At 58.0% G+C, this 13269-nt stretch carries 15 protein-coding genes; 5 read left to right on the forward strand and 10 right to left on the reverse strand.

Annotated features, from left to right (window positions below):
- Position 1: 1 nt before the first annotated feature.
- On the reverse strand, positions 2-1258 hold the full coding sequence (locus ACESQ2_RS11435) for a CmpA/NrtA family ABC transporter substrate-binding protein (RefSeq protein ID WP_201993322.1): 1257 nt from the start codon (positions 1256-1258) through the stop codon (positions 2-4).
- 247 nt (positions 1259-1505) lie between these two features.
- Entirely contained in the window at positions 1506-2696 is a 1191-nt protein-coding gene (nasR, locus tag ACESQ2_RS11440; protein ID WP_049069133.1) for a nitrate regulatory protein NasR, read from the reverse strand.
- A 68-nt stretch (positions 2697-2764) separates the two neighbouring features.
- Here nasR and ACESQ2_RS11445 point away from each other — a divergent pair, with 68 nt between their 5' ends.
- Positions 2765-3118, forward strand: coding sequence for a DsrE/DsrF/TusD sulfur relay family protein (locus tag ACESQ2_RS11445; protein ID WP_014229754.1), 354 nt, complete (start codon positions 2765-2767; stop codon positions 3116-3118).
- Between the two features lie 238 nt (positions 3119-3356).
- Positions 3357-3599: a DUF1883 domain-containing protein gene (locus ACESQ2_RS11450; protein WP_002910387.1), complete on the forward strand. Its 243-nt coding sequence runs from the start codon at positions 3357-3359 to the stop codon at positions 3597-3599.
- Positions 3600-3634: 35 nt separating this feature from the next.
- Here ACESQ2_RS11450 and ACESQ2_RS11455 read toward each other — a convergent pair whose 3' ends face one another.
- Entirely contained in the window at positions 3635-4315 is a 681-nt protein-coding gene (locus ACESQ2_RS11455) for a gamma-glutamylcyclotransferase (protein WP_286116018.1), read from the reverse strand.
- 150 nt (positions 4316-4465) lie between these two features.
- Entirely contained in the window at positions 4466-4696 is a 231-nt protein-coding gene (chaB, locus tag ACESQ2_RS11460) for a putative cation transport regulator ChaB (RefSeq protein ID WP_009651994.1), read from the reverse strand.
- Between the two features lie 265 nt (positions 4697-4961).
- Here chaB and chaA point away from each other — a divergent pair, with 265 nt between their 5' ends.
- Complete coding sequence (gene chaA / locus ACESQ2_RS11465) at positions 4962-6062, forward strand: sodium-potassium/proton antiporter ChaA (RefSeq protein WP_024357863.1); 1101 nt, start codon at positions 4962-4964, stop codon at positions 6060-6062.
- An 87-nt stretch (positions 6063-6149) separates the two neighbouring features.
- On the opposite strand, the gene kdsA is transcribed toward chaA, so the two are convergent.
- The 6 genes from kdsA to hemA are packed head-to-tail and all read right to left on the reverse strand — an operon-like array spanning position 6150 to position 11469.
- Complete coding sequence (kdsA, locus tag ACESQ2_RS11470) at positions 6150-7004, reverse strand: 3-deoxy-8-phosphooctulonate synthase (protein WP_004851877.1); 855 nt, start codon at positions 7002-7004, stop codon at positions 6150-6152.
- A 39-nt stretch (positions 7005-7043) separates the two neighbouring features.
- A complete protein-coding gene (sirB1, locus tag ACESQ2_RS11475) occupies positions 7044-7856 on the reverse strand; it encodes an invasion regulator SirB1 (RefSeq protein WP_004851879.1) in 813 nt (270 codons plus the stop codon).
- A gap of 3 nt (positions 7857-7859) precedes the next feature.
- On the reverse strand, positions 7860-8252 hold the full coding sequence (gene sirB2, locus ACESQ2_RS11480; RefSeq protein ID WP_004851880.1) for an invasion regulator SirB2: 393 nt from the start codon (positions 8250-8252) through the stop codon (positions 7860-7862).
- Positions 8249-9088 carry a peptide chain release factor N(5)-glutamine methyltransferase gene (gene prmC / locus ACESQ2_RS11485; RefSeq protein WP_046877764.1) on the reverse strand — a complete coding sequence of 280 codons (840 nt, stop codon included), beginning with the start codon at positions 9086-9088 and terminating at the stop codon, positions 8249-8251. The genes sirB2 and prmC overlap by 4 nt, the downstream gene beginning before the upstream one ends.
- Complete coding sequence (prfA, locus tag ACESQ2_RS11490) at positions 9088-10170, reverse strand: peptide chain release factor 1 (RefSeq protein ID WP_004851884.1); 1083 nt, start codon at positions 10168-10170, stop codon at positions 9088-9090. Before prfA ends, prmC begins: the two co-directional genes overlap by 1 nt.
- A 42-nt stretch (positions 10171-10212) precedes the next feature.
- Positions 10213-11469 (reverse strand): glutamyl-tRNA reductase, encoded by a 1257-nt coding sequence (gene hemA / locus ACESQ2_RS11495; RefSeq protein WP_004851885.1) that lies wholly within the window; start codon positions 11467-11469, stop codon positions 10213-10215.
- Positions 11470-11742: 273 nt separating this feature from the next.
- On the opposite strand from hemA, the gene lolB reads away from it, so the two are divergent.
- The gene (gene lolB / locus ACESQ2_RS11500) at positions 11743-12354 is read left to right on the forward strand and encodes a lipoprotein insertase outer membrane protein LolB (protein ID WP_004851888.1); all 612 of its coding nucleotides are present in this window, start codon (positions 11743-11745) and stop codon (positions 12352-12354) included.
- Positions 12354-13202: a 4-(cytidine 5'-diphospho)-2-C-methyl-D-erythritol kinase gene (gene ispE / locus ACESQ2_RS11505; RefSeq protein WP_009651969.1), complete on the forward strand. Its 849-nt coding sequence runs from the start codon at positions 12354-12356 to the stop codon at positions 13200-13202. Before lolB ends, ispE begins: the two co-directional genes overlap by 1 nt.
- Positions 13203-13269 lie beyond the last annotated feature (67 nt).

Here is a 13269-nt window from a genome sequence, read left to right on the forward strand (position 1 = left end):
CTCATGCCCCCTTACGTTGAATCGCGAAACTGCGGGCGTAGCCTTCCGGATCGGCCCCATTCCAGACCTTGCCATCGATCAGCGTGCTGCTGCGCATCGCCTGCGTCGGCGCGCTGATGCCGCCGACCGCCTGCGCGGCCTCTTTCCAGACGTCAATCCGGTTAATGCGCTGGGCCACCGCCAGATAATCCGGCGCCAACTTCAGCAATCCCCAACGGCGGAACTGGGTCAAAAACCACATGCCGTCCGAGAGCCACGGAAAACTCACTTCTCCCCGTTCGTAGAAGCGCATCGGGTGCGCGTCCTGCCAGCGGCGGCCGATACCGTTGTCGTATTCGCCGAGCATGCGCCCGCTGAGGTACTGCTCTTTGGTGTTCAGCCACGCGCGTCTGGCGAGAAGGCGCGCCGTTTCGCGGGTGTTCTCGGCGGATGCGTCAATCCAGCGCTGGGCCTCCATCAGCGCCGCCACCAGCGCGCGCGCGGTGTTGGGATGACGCTCAACCCATTCGCTGCGGGTGCCGAGAATTTTTTCCGGATGCTCCGGCCAGATATCCTGCGAAGTGGCGGCGGTGAAGCCGATACGATCGTTAATCGCGCGCGCGTTCCACGGTTCGCCAACGCAAAAGCCGCTCATATTGCCGATGCGCATGTTCATTACCATCTGCGGCGGCGGCACAACGACGGTGCGAATATCGTCAAAGGGATTAATTCCACCGCTCGCCAGCCAGTAGTAGAGCCACATCGCGTGGGTGCCGGTTGGGAAGGTGTGGGCGAAGGTGTAGCTGCCCGGCGCCTGCTGGCCGATCAGTTTTTTCAGCCCGCCCAGATCGGTGACGCCCTTCTCCTGCAGCTCGCTGGAGAGCGTTATCGCCTGACCGTTGCGGTTAAGGGTCATCAGATTGGCCATCGCCTGCGGTTTACTGGCGATCCCCAGCTCAAGGCCGTAGAGCATGCCGTACAGAATGTGCGCGGCGTCCAGCTCCCCGGCAACCAGCTTATCGCGCACCGCCGCCCAGCTGGCCTCCTTGCTCGGGACGAGGGTGATGCCGTACTTTTTATCGAATCCCTTCAGGGAAGCGATGGCTAAAGGAGCGCAGTCGGTTAGCGGAATAAACCCCACCCGCACGGTGGTCTGTTCCGGCTTATCCGACCCAGCCGCCCACGCCGCCTGCATTATGCCGGGGAGCAGCATCGCGCCGCCCAGCGCCGCCCCCGCCTGTAATAAACGCCGCCGTGAAATTGAAAACGTATCGCCCATACCCGCTCCAGAAACGCGCAAAAAAAAAGCGCCCGGCGGTGCTTACGCACCGCTGGACGCCTTTATCCTTAGACATACGTGCCGCCGTTGGCCCGCTGCCCTAAACCTTTATTCACTCGTTTTATTTAATGCAAAGCCAATGCCAGATTTGCGGAGGCCCGGTTCACGCGCGTTGGCTCACTTGCCGGGGGCGTTTGAGGCAAAAACTGCACCGTCGGCTGGCAATATATGCCCGCTGATTGTGCATCTACTCCTTTGGAGGTACTTGCCATAGCGACTTCACCGTCAGCAGCGCGCGGGCTATCTCAACCATGCGCTGATTTTTGTCCATCGCCATTTTACGCAGCGCCTGCCAGGCCTGCTCCTCCTGCATTCCCTGGTGGGTCATCAGCACGCTTTTGGCTTTTTCAATCAGCTTGCGCTCTTCAAGCGCATCTTTTAACGACGCGAGCTGGGCGGAGAGCTGCTGTAGCTCATGGGCCTGCTGGCGCACCAGCGGCAACAGCTGCTTATCCAGCCGCAGGGCTATACCGTCCTCCTGCCAGTCGGCGGGCGGCATCTGGACCTCCCGATCGTCTCCCTCCAGCAGCGCATCGGCCGCGTTAAGCAGGTCTGCGATCAGCCGCTCTTCCACGCCGCGCAGCTGCTCAAGACGCAGGGTCTGAACGCAAAACCAGCGTAGCGCCGTTTCTCCCTCGTCCGGCGGCGGCTGGCGGGTGCAGGCGACCCGCCGCAGCTGTTCAATTTCCAGGCCGGCCTGGCATTGCTCAACAAACAGAACGGTTTGCGGCGAACTGGCTAAAGCCTGAAAAGTGTCAAAACAGGGCTGCTGGCCGTCAATGCGGTCCACCAGCTGCTGGCGCAGCTCATCGCTGAACTGTCCGCGGGCAAAGCCCAGCGCGCCCAGCGCGCGCTCCTGTCCGACCAGCTCTTTCCCCTGCATAAAGCTGTAAAGCGCGACCATCCGCCCGGCGATTTGCGGATCGTCGATACTGTCGTTGAGCTGCGGAACGATATTCAACAGGTGGCGGATAATGCGGCTAAACTGCCCGGTGGCCTCTTCGGCGGCAATCTCCAGGCCGCGCACGCGTTTACGCAACGCGACAAGCTGCGTCAGATACCACACCGCGCAGGCAATGCGCCAGCAGAGCGCGCTGCTGGCGGCATCGCGGGCAGGTTCCAGCGCCGCATAAAACCGCGTGAGCTGCTCATCAACCAGCGCCGCGCCCGCCCGGCACTCCGCCGCGTATAGTCTGCCGCCCGAGCATAGCCAGATATTTGACGCGCCGCGCTCGCACTGCAGCATATGCACCAGCGCGCTTATCTGGCCTGCCAGCGCCCCCTGCTGCGCCAGCTGGTGCAGCTGCCGCTTCTGTAAGCGACGCGCGCGCGCAAACCAGTCGACCACCTCAGGCGTATTACCCGCCACATTATTCATACCCTTCCCCCGGGTTAACGCTTTATACTTCAGCCAAGCAATAACCGTGCCTTATAGAAGGAGTCCTTATGCAACGTATTGTGATTATCGCTAACGGTGCCGCCTACGGCAGCGAATCTCTGTTCAATAGCCTGCGTCTGGCTATCGCCCTGCGCGAGCAGCAGTCTGACCTCGAACTGAAATTATTTTTAATGTCTGATGCGGTGACCGCCGGCCTGCGCGGACAGAAGCCAGCGGAAGGCTACAACATTCAGCAGATGCTGGAGATCCTCACCGCGCAAAACGTGCCGGTGAAGCTGTGTAAAACCTGCGCTGACGGCCGGGGAATCGGCGCGCTGCCGCTGATTGATGGCGTGGAGATTGGCACCCTCGTCGAGCTGGCGCAGTGGACGCTGGCGGCGGATAAAGTCCTGACCTTCTAAAAACCCGCCATTCAACGGGATTAAATATTAAGCTGGCGGCGTTTGTTAACCGAAAACAATGTCAGCTTAATGCTTTCAGGCACAACGTCATTTTTGTTTAATCTTTATTCCTTTTTTTGATCAAAATCAGCATCTGCCCCCCTCCCCTTTGGTGTTATGCACAGAGCAAAGTGTGAACAATATCACGCGGGTTAATGGGCTGGCAGGATGCTGTAGACAGAAACGGGGTCGAGATTAAATGGCAATGGTAAAAGCAAGTTTAACGTTGTTTGGCGGTGATACGTTGGTGGTGCGTTGTTCCGAACGCTGCCACATTCACCTGATGAGCGCCAAAGTGCCTGGCGATAGTCATGCGGATATTCTGAGTGTGCAGGACAGAGATAGCGCGTATCTGACCGTGCCTTACAGCGGCACCTGGAACGTTCTCATCGACAGCCACAGCCAGTCGCTGGAGCACTCCATCAGCTACGTTCCCGCCTGATAGCAAACGCCCGGGGAAACCCGGGCGATATACTCTTAAGCCAGCCCGGGCTGGCTGCTTTCCCCCAGCAGATGACGCACCTTGCCGACTAAATCGTCGAGGCAGGCATCGTACATCCCGAGTTTCCGCAGCTCCTGATCGAGCGAGAACAGATACTGAGCGTTGGTGCCAAGCGGGCCGCTGGCGTGCGCTATCAGCGGCGCTATCACCTGCGCGCTGGTGTCCGCCTCAAACAGCGGATGACGCGGGTCCATAATAAAAACTAATGCATTGACGGTGCGGCCATCGTCCAGATCCAGCTTACACCAGGTCGGCAGGTAGCAGCCGGTGATCATCTCCCGCTTCCACAGCAGGGTCAGCTCTTCTTCGAGAGTGTCATCAGGCAGGCGATAGGCAACGCCGGTGGTGCGCCCGCCCTCTTTCAACGCCAGCATTCGACCCGGCTGAGTGGCGCTACCGCGCCCGGCGGTGAGCCGCAGGCAAAACGCGCGGTGCCAGCCCGGTAGCGTACCGGTACAGGATTCGCGATACTCCAGCGCCGGATTCCACATCAGCGAACCGTAGCCAAAGATCCACACCGAGCCATCGTCCGGACGACAGGCCAGGGTCGCCGCCAAAGAGGCTGCCCGCTGCTCTGCCGACCAAAGAAGCGATTCCTCAATAGCGCCAAACGCCGTTTTACAATCCGCATTCAGTAAGAAATCACGCGTTAACACTTTCTACTACCTCCGCCACTGCCCGCTTCCCGGCGATTATCTGGTGCCATCCGTGAAGTATTGCCGAATTATTATCCAGCTTTATTTGACAATAAGCAATGAACGAGCCGCGGGCAAGGGCTCAGGCAGCACATGAGGTAGCAAAAGCGATTACTTCTTCTTATGCCACTTATCATCATCGCCTTTTTGGTACTCATTTTTCACCGCCGCCCAGGCGACTTTGTGCGCCGTCTCTTCACGGCTGGCGTCATCGCGTCGGTCTTCTTTATGCTTATACTGGTCCCAGGCGCTGTTAAAGGCCTCTTTGTAAATCTCCTGGGCATGCGCAGGCAGAACGTGCTGAACGCTGTCGGGTAATTCACTTTTGTTGCTATAGGGCATGGCGACCTCCAGATTTAGGGTGAATAGTCAGTCTGTCAGGCAATTTACCGGCTGGCAAGGCGATGGATAAATGAGAAAGATGTTTTAGTAATTATCTGAATAATAAATACAAAACGATATTAACCGCAGTTTATGGCAATCTACCACTTTTCCATGGTCAGAGTGGTAAATTTAAGTAAAAAAACAAAGTAGTTCGATCAATGTCTGTTATTTTATTAACTTACAGTATCTATAATTATAACACCTGCACACCTGGAGATAATTCATGACCGATGCACATGAGGCGGTGAAAACCCGCCACAAGGAGACCTCCCTCGCCTTTCCGGTTCTGGCGCTGGCGGTGCTGTTTTTCTGGGGAAGCAGCCAGTCACTGCCAGTGGTCGTTGCCATTAATATCCTGGCGCTGGTCGGGATTCTGAGCAGCGCGTTCAGCGTTGTTCGCCACGCCGACGTTCTGGCGCACCGCCTTGGCGAACCCTATGGTTCGTTAATTTTAAGCCTTTCAGTGGTTATTCTCGAAGTCAGCCTGATTTCCGCATTAATGGCCACCGGCGACGCCGCGCCGACCCTGATGCGAGATACGCTTTATTCAATCATCATGATTGTTACCGGCGGGCTGGTAGGTTTTTCTTTATTGTTGGGCGGGCGCAAATTCGCCACCCAGTATATGAATCTGTTCGGCCTTAAACAGTACCTCATTGCCCTCTTTCCGCTGGCGATCATCGTCCTGGTCTTTCCCATGGCGCTGCCCGGGGCTAATTTCACCACCGGCCAGGCGCTGCTGGTTGCGCTGATCTCCGCCGCCATGTACGGCGTGTTCCTGCTGATTCAAACGAAAACGCACCAGAGCCTGTTTGTTTACGAACACGAGGATGACGGCGACGACGATGACCCGCATCACGGCAAACCGTCGGCCCATAGCAGCAAGTGGCACACCGCCTGGCTGCTGGTACACCTGGTTGCGGTTATCGCCGTGACTAAAATGAACGCCAATCCGCTGGAGACGCTGCTGACCAGCATGAATGCCCCCGTCGCCTTTACCGGCTTCCTGGTCGCGCTGCTGATCCTCTCTCCGGAAGGCCTTGGCGCGCTGAAAGCGGTCCTGAACAATCAGGTCCAGCGGGCGATGAACCTGTTCTTCGGCTCCGTGCTGGCCACCATTTCCCTGACGGTACCGGTGGTGACGCTTATCGCCTTCCTCACCGGCAACGAACTGCGCTTTGGCCTTGGCGCGCCGGAAATGGTGGTGATGGTCGCCTCGCTGCTGCTGTGCCAGATATCGTTCTCTACCGGGCGTACCAACGTGCTGAACGGCGCGGCGCACCTGGCGCTGTTCGCCGCCTACCTGATGACCATTTTTGCCTGAACCTTCCCCGGCGGCGTCCGCCTGTCGGGGAGATAAAAAAAGCCTGCCGGTTTTGCAACGGGCAGGCTTTTGTCATTTCAGCGACGGTTACTTGCTGGTATCGAGCTCATCGAAGCCTTTAACCAGATCGTCGATGGCTTTCATCTGCTTGAGGAACGGCTCCAGTTTATCCAGCGGCAGCGCGGACGGACCGTCGCATTTCGCGTGCTCCGGATCCGGATGCGCTTCAATAAACAGGCCGGCGATACCCACCGCCATCCCGGCACGCGCCAGTTCGGCAACCTGCGCGCGGCGTCCGCCGGAAGCGGCGCCAAACGGGTCGCGGCACTGCAGAGCGTGAGTAACGTCGAAGATAACCGGTGAGTTATTGGAGGCTTTCTTCATCACGCCAAAGCCCAGCATGTCGACGACCAGGTTATCGTAGCCGAAGTTCGCGCCGCGATCGCAAAGGATCACTTTGTCGTTGCCGCCTTCGATAAACTTATCGACGATATTGCCCATCTGGCCCGGGCTCACGAACTGCGGTTTTTTCACGTTGATCACCGCGCCGGTTTTCGCCATCGCTTCAACCAGATCGGTCTGACGGGCGAGGAACGCAGGCAGCTGAATAACGTCCACCACGTCAGCGACCGGCTGAGCCTGGCTGGCTTCGTGAACGTCGGTGATGATTTTCACGCCGAACGTTTGTTTCAGCTCCTGGAAAATCTTCATCCCTTCTTCCAGCCCCGGCCCGCGATAGGAGTGGATGGAAGAACGGTTAGCTTTATCAAAAGAGGCTTTAAACACATAAGGAATACCCAGCTTCTGCGTGACGGTCACGTAGTGTTCGCAGATACGCATCGCCAGATCGCGGGATTCCAGCACGTTCATGCCACCAAACAGCACGAATGGCAGGTCGTTTGCTACGTTGATATCACCAATGCTAACCACTTTTTGTTTCATAAGTTCGCCTTATCAGGGTGTAACCGGAATGGTTTCAGACTAATGCAATGTAATTTGTTTGTGCGAAATGGTGTTGATCTGCGCGCGGATCATCTCGCTGATGGGATCCTCCGGGCACTGTTCAACGAAGTAACTGAGGTCCTGCAGCGCCACGTGATCGCAATCCAGCTGGGCGTATATCAGTCCCCGGTCGCGAATTTCGTACGGGTCTTCCGGATTGAACTGCAGCAGCGCTTCGCTGGTCCGTAACGCCAGCTCCATCTGCCGCTCTTCCATCAGCGCCGATTTGAGCGTGTCGAGCAGCTTGCGGATCACTTCCGCGTTGTCGGCTTCATCGAGGTCTTCGTTAAACAGCTCGGCGACCGGACTAATATTGCCCTTCAGCCACACTTCCAGCGTATGCTCGTTAAGCGTTTCGCCGTTAAATGGATTAATGAGCCACATCTCTTCGCTCTCTTCAGGGTCGGCGCGCAGCAGCATCTGGGTCGGAAAAATCACCGGCACCACCGGCAGCGCCAGACGCTGAGCAATCCACAGCAGGATTGCGCCTAGCGATACCGCGCTACCCTGACGATTGTTCAGGACTTTATCAAGCCAGAGCACGTCGGACAGGCGGTAAACGCCGCGCGAATCGCTAAAGCCCCAGTCATGATAGAAAAGCTCCAGCAGACGTTCTATCTGGCGCTCCTGGTCCCACGAAGCGGCAATCTCCTCACGCGCCAGGCCCAGCAGCCGCTCCAGCTCATCCTGCACATAGTGCGTCGGAAAATCGTCGCGGATTAATTCAGAAATGAGGACCATGCCGTCGCATAACGGCGCTTTATTAAATTCGAAATCAGCTAACGACCTCATGCCTTACCCCAGTAACGGTGTTCTTGTGATGGCGAGTTGAATAATGATAAACAACACCACCAGGGCCAGCAGAAAGGCGACAAACCGGCTCTGCTGACTGCGCTGGCGACGACGGCCCAGCGCGATAAATCCCAATGCGATATAAATGATAACGCCAAACAGCTTCTCAGTCAGCCATGTACCCTCTTCGGTAAACGGCAGATAGTGCGTTATTGCCATTAATCCGGCGCCGCTGAGAAACAGCAGCGTATCGCTACAGTGCGGCGCGATACGAACCCAGCGCTGGTCGAGCAGACGGTTTCCGCTCCAGCTCCACCAGTAGCGCAGCACGAACAGGCTCACCGAAACCACCACGCAGGCGATATGCAGATACAGTACCGCGTTAAACAGATTCATACGCCTCCCTGATATTGCCCGAGCGTCAGACGCTCGTTGTCTCCGTAGTCGCGACAGGTGGCAATATTGCCATAACCCGCCGCGCGAAAGATTGCGCGCACCGCTTCCCCCTGCGTCCAGCCGTGTTCCAGCAGCATCACGCCGCCGGCAGCCAGATAGCGGCGGCCTTCGCGGATGATATGCGCCAGATCGGCCAGACCGCCATCGGCGGCGACCAGCGCCGTTTTCGGCTCAAAGCGCACATCGCCCTGCGCAAGATGCGGGTCGGTTTCATCGATATAGGGCGGATTGCTGACGATGATGTCGAACTGCTGCCCGGCGAGCGCGCTAAACCAGTGGCTTTGCAGTACCCTGACGTTAGGGATAGCGAGATGTTCAGCGTTACGCGCCGCCAGCGCCACCGCGTCGGGCATTACGTCAACGGCGGTGACGTGGCAATCGGGGCGTTCGCTGGCCAGCGCCAGAGCGATCGCGCCGGTGCCGGTGCCGAGATCGAGAATGCGGCACGGCTTGTCGGATAACCGCGCCAGCGTCTGTTCAACCAGGCATTCGGTATCCGGACGCGGGATCAGCGTGGCGGGAGAAACGAACAGCGGCAGCGACCAGAATTCGCGCTGGCCCACCAGATGAGCCACCGGCTCGCCCCGGGCGCGACGGCTGAGCAGCGTTTCCAGCTCGGCGGCCTGCGCCGCCGTCAGCGCCGTTTCGCCAAAGGCGAGAATATAGGTCCGCGCCCTGCCGGTCACGTGACCCAGCAGGATTTCGGCATCCCGGCGCGGGCTTTCACTTTGGCTCAGGCGGACGATGGCCTGCGTCAGCCACTGCTGAAAAGTCATCATTCCTGCTCGGAAAGGGCGGCCAGCTGATCGGCCTGATATTCCTGAACGATCGGCTCAATCAGCATATCCAGCTTGCCTTCCATCGCTTCGTCCAGACGGTAAAGCGTCAGGTTGATGCGGTGATCGGTCACGCGGCCCTGCGGAAAGTTATAGGTACGGTTACGATCGCTGCGATCGCCGCTGCCCAGCAGGTTACGGCGCTCTGAAGCTTCCGCCTGCTGGCGCCTTGAGACTTCCGCGGCGCGAATACGCGCGCCAAGCACCGACAGCGCTTTGGCTTTGTTTTTGTGCTGAGAACGTTCGTCCTGACACTCGACGACGATGCCGGTCGGCAGGTGGGTAATACGGATCGCCGAGTCGGTGGTGTTAACGTGCTGACCACCCGCGCCGGAGGAGCGGAAGGTATCGATGCGCAGATCGCTCGGGTTGATATCCGGCATTTCGGCTTCCGGCAGCTCCGGCATGACCGCCACGGTGCAGGCGGAGGTATGGATACGCCCCTGGGATTCGGTGGCCGGTACGCGCTGTACGCGATGGCCGCCGGATTCGAACTTCAGTCGCCCATAGACGCCGTCGCCGCTGATTTTGGCAATCACTTCTTTAAAGCCGCCGTGCTCGCCTTCGTTGGCGCTCATGATTTCCACGCGCCAGCGGCGTGATTCCGCGTAACGGCTGTACATACGGAACAGATCGCCCGCGAACAGCGCCGCTTCATCGCCGCCGGTACCGGCGCGAACTTCAACAAACGCGTTACGCTCGTCGTCCGGGTCTTTTGGCAGCAGCAGAACCTGCAGCTGCTGCTCCATCTGCTCACCCTTTTCTTTCGCTTCGCGCAGCTCTTCCTGCGCCATTTCGCGCATTTCCGGGTCGTCGAGCATCATCTGCGCGGCTTCGATATCATCCTGCAGCTGACGCCAGTCGGTGTAGCAGCGGGCGACGTCGCTCAGCTGTGCGTATTCGCGCGACAATGCGCGAAATTTATCCTGATCGGCGATGGTTGCGGCATCGCCGAGTAGCGCCTGAACTTCCTCATGGCGTTCGTAAAGGGCTTCCAGTTTGGCAACAATAGAAGGCTTCATAGGCGTGAATTCACCCTGTCCTAAAAAAGAGAGAAAGGTGCGCTATTCCAGCCCGAGGCTGTTGCGCAGAATATGCAGGCGTTCATCATCCCCGTCACGGGCGGCCTGCTGAAGAGATTTGGTTGGCGAGTGGATCAGGCGGTTAGTCAGCTTACGCGCCAGATCCTGCATGATTTCCTGCGCATCGCCGCCCTGATTGAGCGCAGCCAGCGCTTTTGCCGTCAGCTCCTCGCGGACCTGCTCGGCCTGGGAGCGATATTCGCGGATAGTCTCGCTGGCGCTCTGAGCGCGCAGCCAGGCCATAAATTCACTGGCTTCCTGCTCGACAATGGTTTCCGCCTGCACCGCCGCGGCTTTACGCTGCGCCAGATTGTGCTGAATGATGTTTTGCAGATCGTCCACGCTGTAGAGATAGGCGTTCGCCAGCTTGCCAACCTCCGGTTCGACATCGCGCGGAACGGCGATATCCACCAGCAGCATCGGCTGATTGCGGCGCGCCTTTAGCGCGCGCTCCACCATCCCTTTGCCAATAATCGGCAGCGGGCTGGCGGTAGAACTAATAATGATATCCGCTTCTTTTAGCCGTTCGTCGATGTCGCTCAGGGCGATTACCTCCGCGCCGACTTCATCGGCCAGCGCCTGAGCGCGCTCGCGGGTGCGGTTAGCAATCACCATCTTGCGCACCTTATGCTCGCGCAGATGGCGGGCCACCAGCTCGATAGTCTCACCGGCGCCAACCAGCAGCACGGTCACGCTGGAGAGTGATTCGAAGATTTGTCGCGCCAGGGTACAGGCGGCAAACGCCACGGAGACCGCGCTGGCGCCGATATCGGTTTCGGTACGCACGCGTTTGGCCACCGAGAACGACTTCTGGAACATGCGCTCCAGCTCGCTAACGTTCAGGTGACCACGGCTGGAGTCGGCAAAGGCTTTTTTCACCTGCCCGAGGATCTGCGGCTCGCCCAGCACCAGCGAATCCAGGCCGCTGGCGACGCGCATCAGATGGCTAACCGCCTCGTTGTCCTGATGCCAGTAGAGGCTTTTGCGCAGGTCGTCTTCATTTAAACCGTGGTAGTCGCACAGCCAGCGGATAAGCACTTCCTGAAGGTTATCCTGCTCTTCGACGCTGAGATAGAGTTCCGTGCGGTTACAGGTCGACAGCACCACCCCGCCCTGCACCATTGGCTGGGCCAGCAAGCTCTCCAGCGCCTGATCGAGCGTATCCGGCGAAAACGTTACGCGTTCTCGCAGCGCTACAGGAGCTGTTTTGTGGTTAATGCCAAGAGCTAAAAGCGTCATTGTGAGGGAGTAGTACCAGCGTTGCTAAGGTTAGTCTGCAGGCATCATACAGGATGCGCGTAATCAATAAAAGAGAGGCTCCCCTTTTGGAGTAATAGCTAATCTGTAATAGCCATTAACGGTAATTTTTTGATTTCAGACAACTTGAACGTAGACGCTACCGTCCGGCAACGCTAGCATTAATGGTTATAATTGTAACCCGCTACACAAATCGGCCGCCTGTTTCTCCCATTCGCCGCATTTCACTGTAGACATCAAGGATTTGTCATCATTATGAATCGACTGTTCCGCCTGTTGCCGCTGGCAAGCCTCGTTCTGACCGCCTGTGCGATTAATGCTCCGAAAGGGCCGGGTAAAAGCCCGGATTCTCCACAGTGGCGTCAGCACCAGCAAGATGTCCGCAATCTTAATCAGTTCCAGACGCGCGGCGCTTTTGCTTATCTTTCTGATGAGCAAAAAGTCTATGCCCGCTTCTTCTGGCAGCAAACCGGCCAGGACCGCTACCGCCTGCTGCTGACTAACCCCCTCGGCAGCACCGAGCTGTCGTTAACCGCCCAGCCGGGCAGCGTGCAGCTGATTGACAATAAAGGCCAGACCTACACGGCGACCGACGCCGAAGAGATGATTGGCCGCCTGACCGGCATGCCGATTCCGCTCAACAGCCTGCGCCAGTGGATTATTGGCCTGCCGGGCGAGGCCACCGACTACTCGCTTGACGATCAGTACCGCCTGCGCGAGCTGAACTACACGCAAAACGGCAAAACCTGGCACGTCACCTACGGTGGCTACACCTCGGACACCAAACCTTCGCTACCGGCCAATATGGAGCTTAACGACGGCAGTCAGCGCATCAAGCTGAAAATGGATAACTGGATTGTGAAATGATGACCCGCTGGCCTTCTCCCGCAAAGCTGAATCTGTTTTTGTATATTACCGGGCAGCGCGCCGACGGTTACCACACCCTGCAGACGCTGTTTCAGTTTCTGGATTATGGCGACACGCTGACGATTGAACCGCGCGACGATGGCCAGCTGCGTCTGCTGACGCCGGTTGACGGCGTGCCGGATGAAGAGAACCTGATTATTCGCGCGGCCAGGCTTTTAATGCAGGCCGCAGCCCAGGCCGGGAAGCTTCCTGCGGGCAGCGGCGCCGATATCAGCATCGACAAGGTTCTTCCGATGGGCGGCGGCCTCGGCGGCGGTTCGTCCAACGCCGCGACCGTACTGGTGGCGCTGAATCACTTATGGGGCTGCCATCTCTCGGAAGATGAGCTGGCGGCGTTGGGTCTGCAGCTGGGCGCCGACGTGCCGGTGTTCGTGCGCGGCCATGCGGCCTTTGCTGAAGGCGTCGGGGAAATTCTCACCCCGGCCGAACCGGAGGAAAAATGGTATCTGGTGGCCCATCCGGGAGTGAGCATTCCCACGCCGATCATTTTTCGCGATCCGGAACTCCCGCGCAATACCCCGTCAAGGTCAATTAATACGTTATTAAAATGTAAATTCGGCAATGATTGCGAGGTTATCGCAAGAAAACGTTTTCGTGAGGTTGATGCAGCGCTTTCCTGGCTGTTAGAATATGCGCCGTCGCGCCTGACTGGCACCGGTGCATGTGTTTTTGCTGAATTTGACACTGAATCCGCCGCTCGTCAGGTGCTTGAAAAAGCCCCGGCATGGCTGCATGGCTTCGTAGCGCGAGGTGTTAATATCTCTCCGCTCAAGCAGGCGCTGCGCTAAGTTCTGCTCATTATAGCAAATTTGGTGAAAACGCCGGGGAAACTGAGTTACGGTGACAACGTCACCC

It is taken from the genome of Klebsiella sp. Q11, assembly GCF_964241505.1.
Taxonomy (GTDB): Bacteria; Pseudomonadota; Gammaproteobacteria; order Enterobacterales; family Enterobacteriaceae; genus Klebsiella; species Klebsiella michiganensis.

Bases quoted from the DNA above. Each gene is read 5' to 3' on its own strand.
- ACESQ2_RS11435 (WP_201993322.1), bottom strand. From the start codon at position 1,258: ATGGGCGATACGTTTTCAATTTCACGGCGGCGTTTATTACAGGCGGGG.
- nasR (WP_049069133.1), bottom strand. From the start codon at position 2,696: ATGAATAATGTGGCGGGTAATACGCCTGAGGTGGTCGACTGGTTTGCG.
- ACESQ2_RS11445 (WP_014229754.1), top strand. From the start codon at position 2,765: ATGCAACGTATTGTGATTATCGCTAACGGTGCCGCCTACGGCAGCGAA.
- ACESQ2_RS11450 (WP_002910387.1), top strand. From the start codon at position 3,357: ATGGCAATGGTAAAAGCAAGTTTAACGTTGTTTGGCGGTGATACGTTG.
- chaB (WP_009651994.1), bottom strand. From the start codon at position 4,696: ATGCCCTATAGCAACAAAAGTGAATTACCCGACAGCGTTCAGCACGTT.
- chaA (WP_024357863.1), top strand. From the start codon at position 4,962: ATGACCGATGCACATGAGGCGGTGAAAACCCGCCACAAGGAGACCTCC.
- kdsA (WP_004851877.1), bottom strand. From the start codon at position 7,004: ATGAAACAAAAAGTGGTTAGCATTGGTGATATCAACGTAGCAAACGAC.
- sirB1 (WP_004851879.1), bottom strand. From the start codon at position 7,856: ATGAGGTCGTTAGCTGATTTCGAATTTAATAAAGCGCCGTTATGCGAC.
- sirB2 (WP_004851880.1), bottom strand. From the start codon at position 8,252: ATGAATCTGTTTAACGCGGTACTGTATCTGCATATCGCCTGCGTGGTG.
- prmC (WP_046877764.1), bottom strand. From the start codon at position 9,088: ATGACTTTTCAGCAGTGGCTGACGCAGGCCATCGTCCGCCTGAGCCAA.
- prfA (WP_004851884.1), bottom strand. From the start codon at position 10,170: ATGAAGCCTTCTATTGTTGCCAAACTGGAAGCCCTTTACGAACGCCAT.
- hemA (WP_004851885.1), bottom strand. From the start codon at position 11,469: ATGACGCTTTTAGCTCTTGGCATTAACCACAAAACAGCTCCTGTAGCG.
- lolB (WP_004851888.1), top strand. From the start codon at position 11,743: ATGAATCGACTGTTCCGCCTGTTGCCGCTGGCAAGCCTCGTTCTGACC.
- ispE (WP_009651969.1), top strand. From the start codon at position 12,354: ATGACCCGCTGGCCTTCTCCCGCAAAGCTGAATCTGTTTTTGTATATT.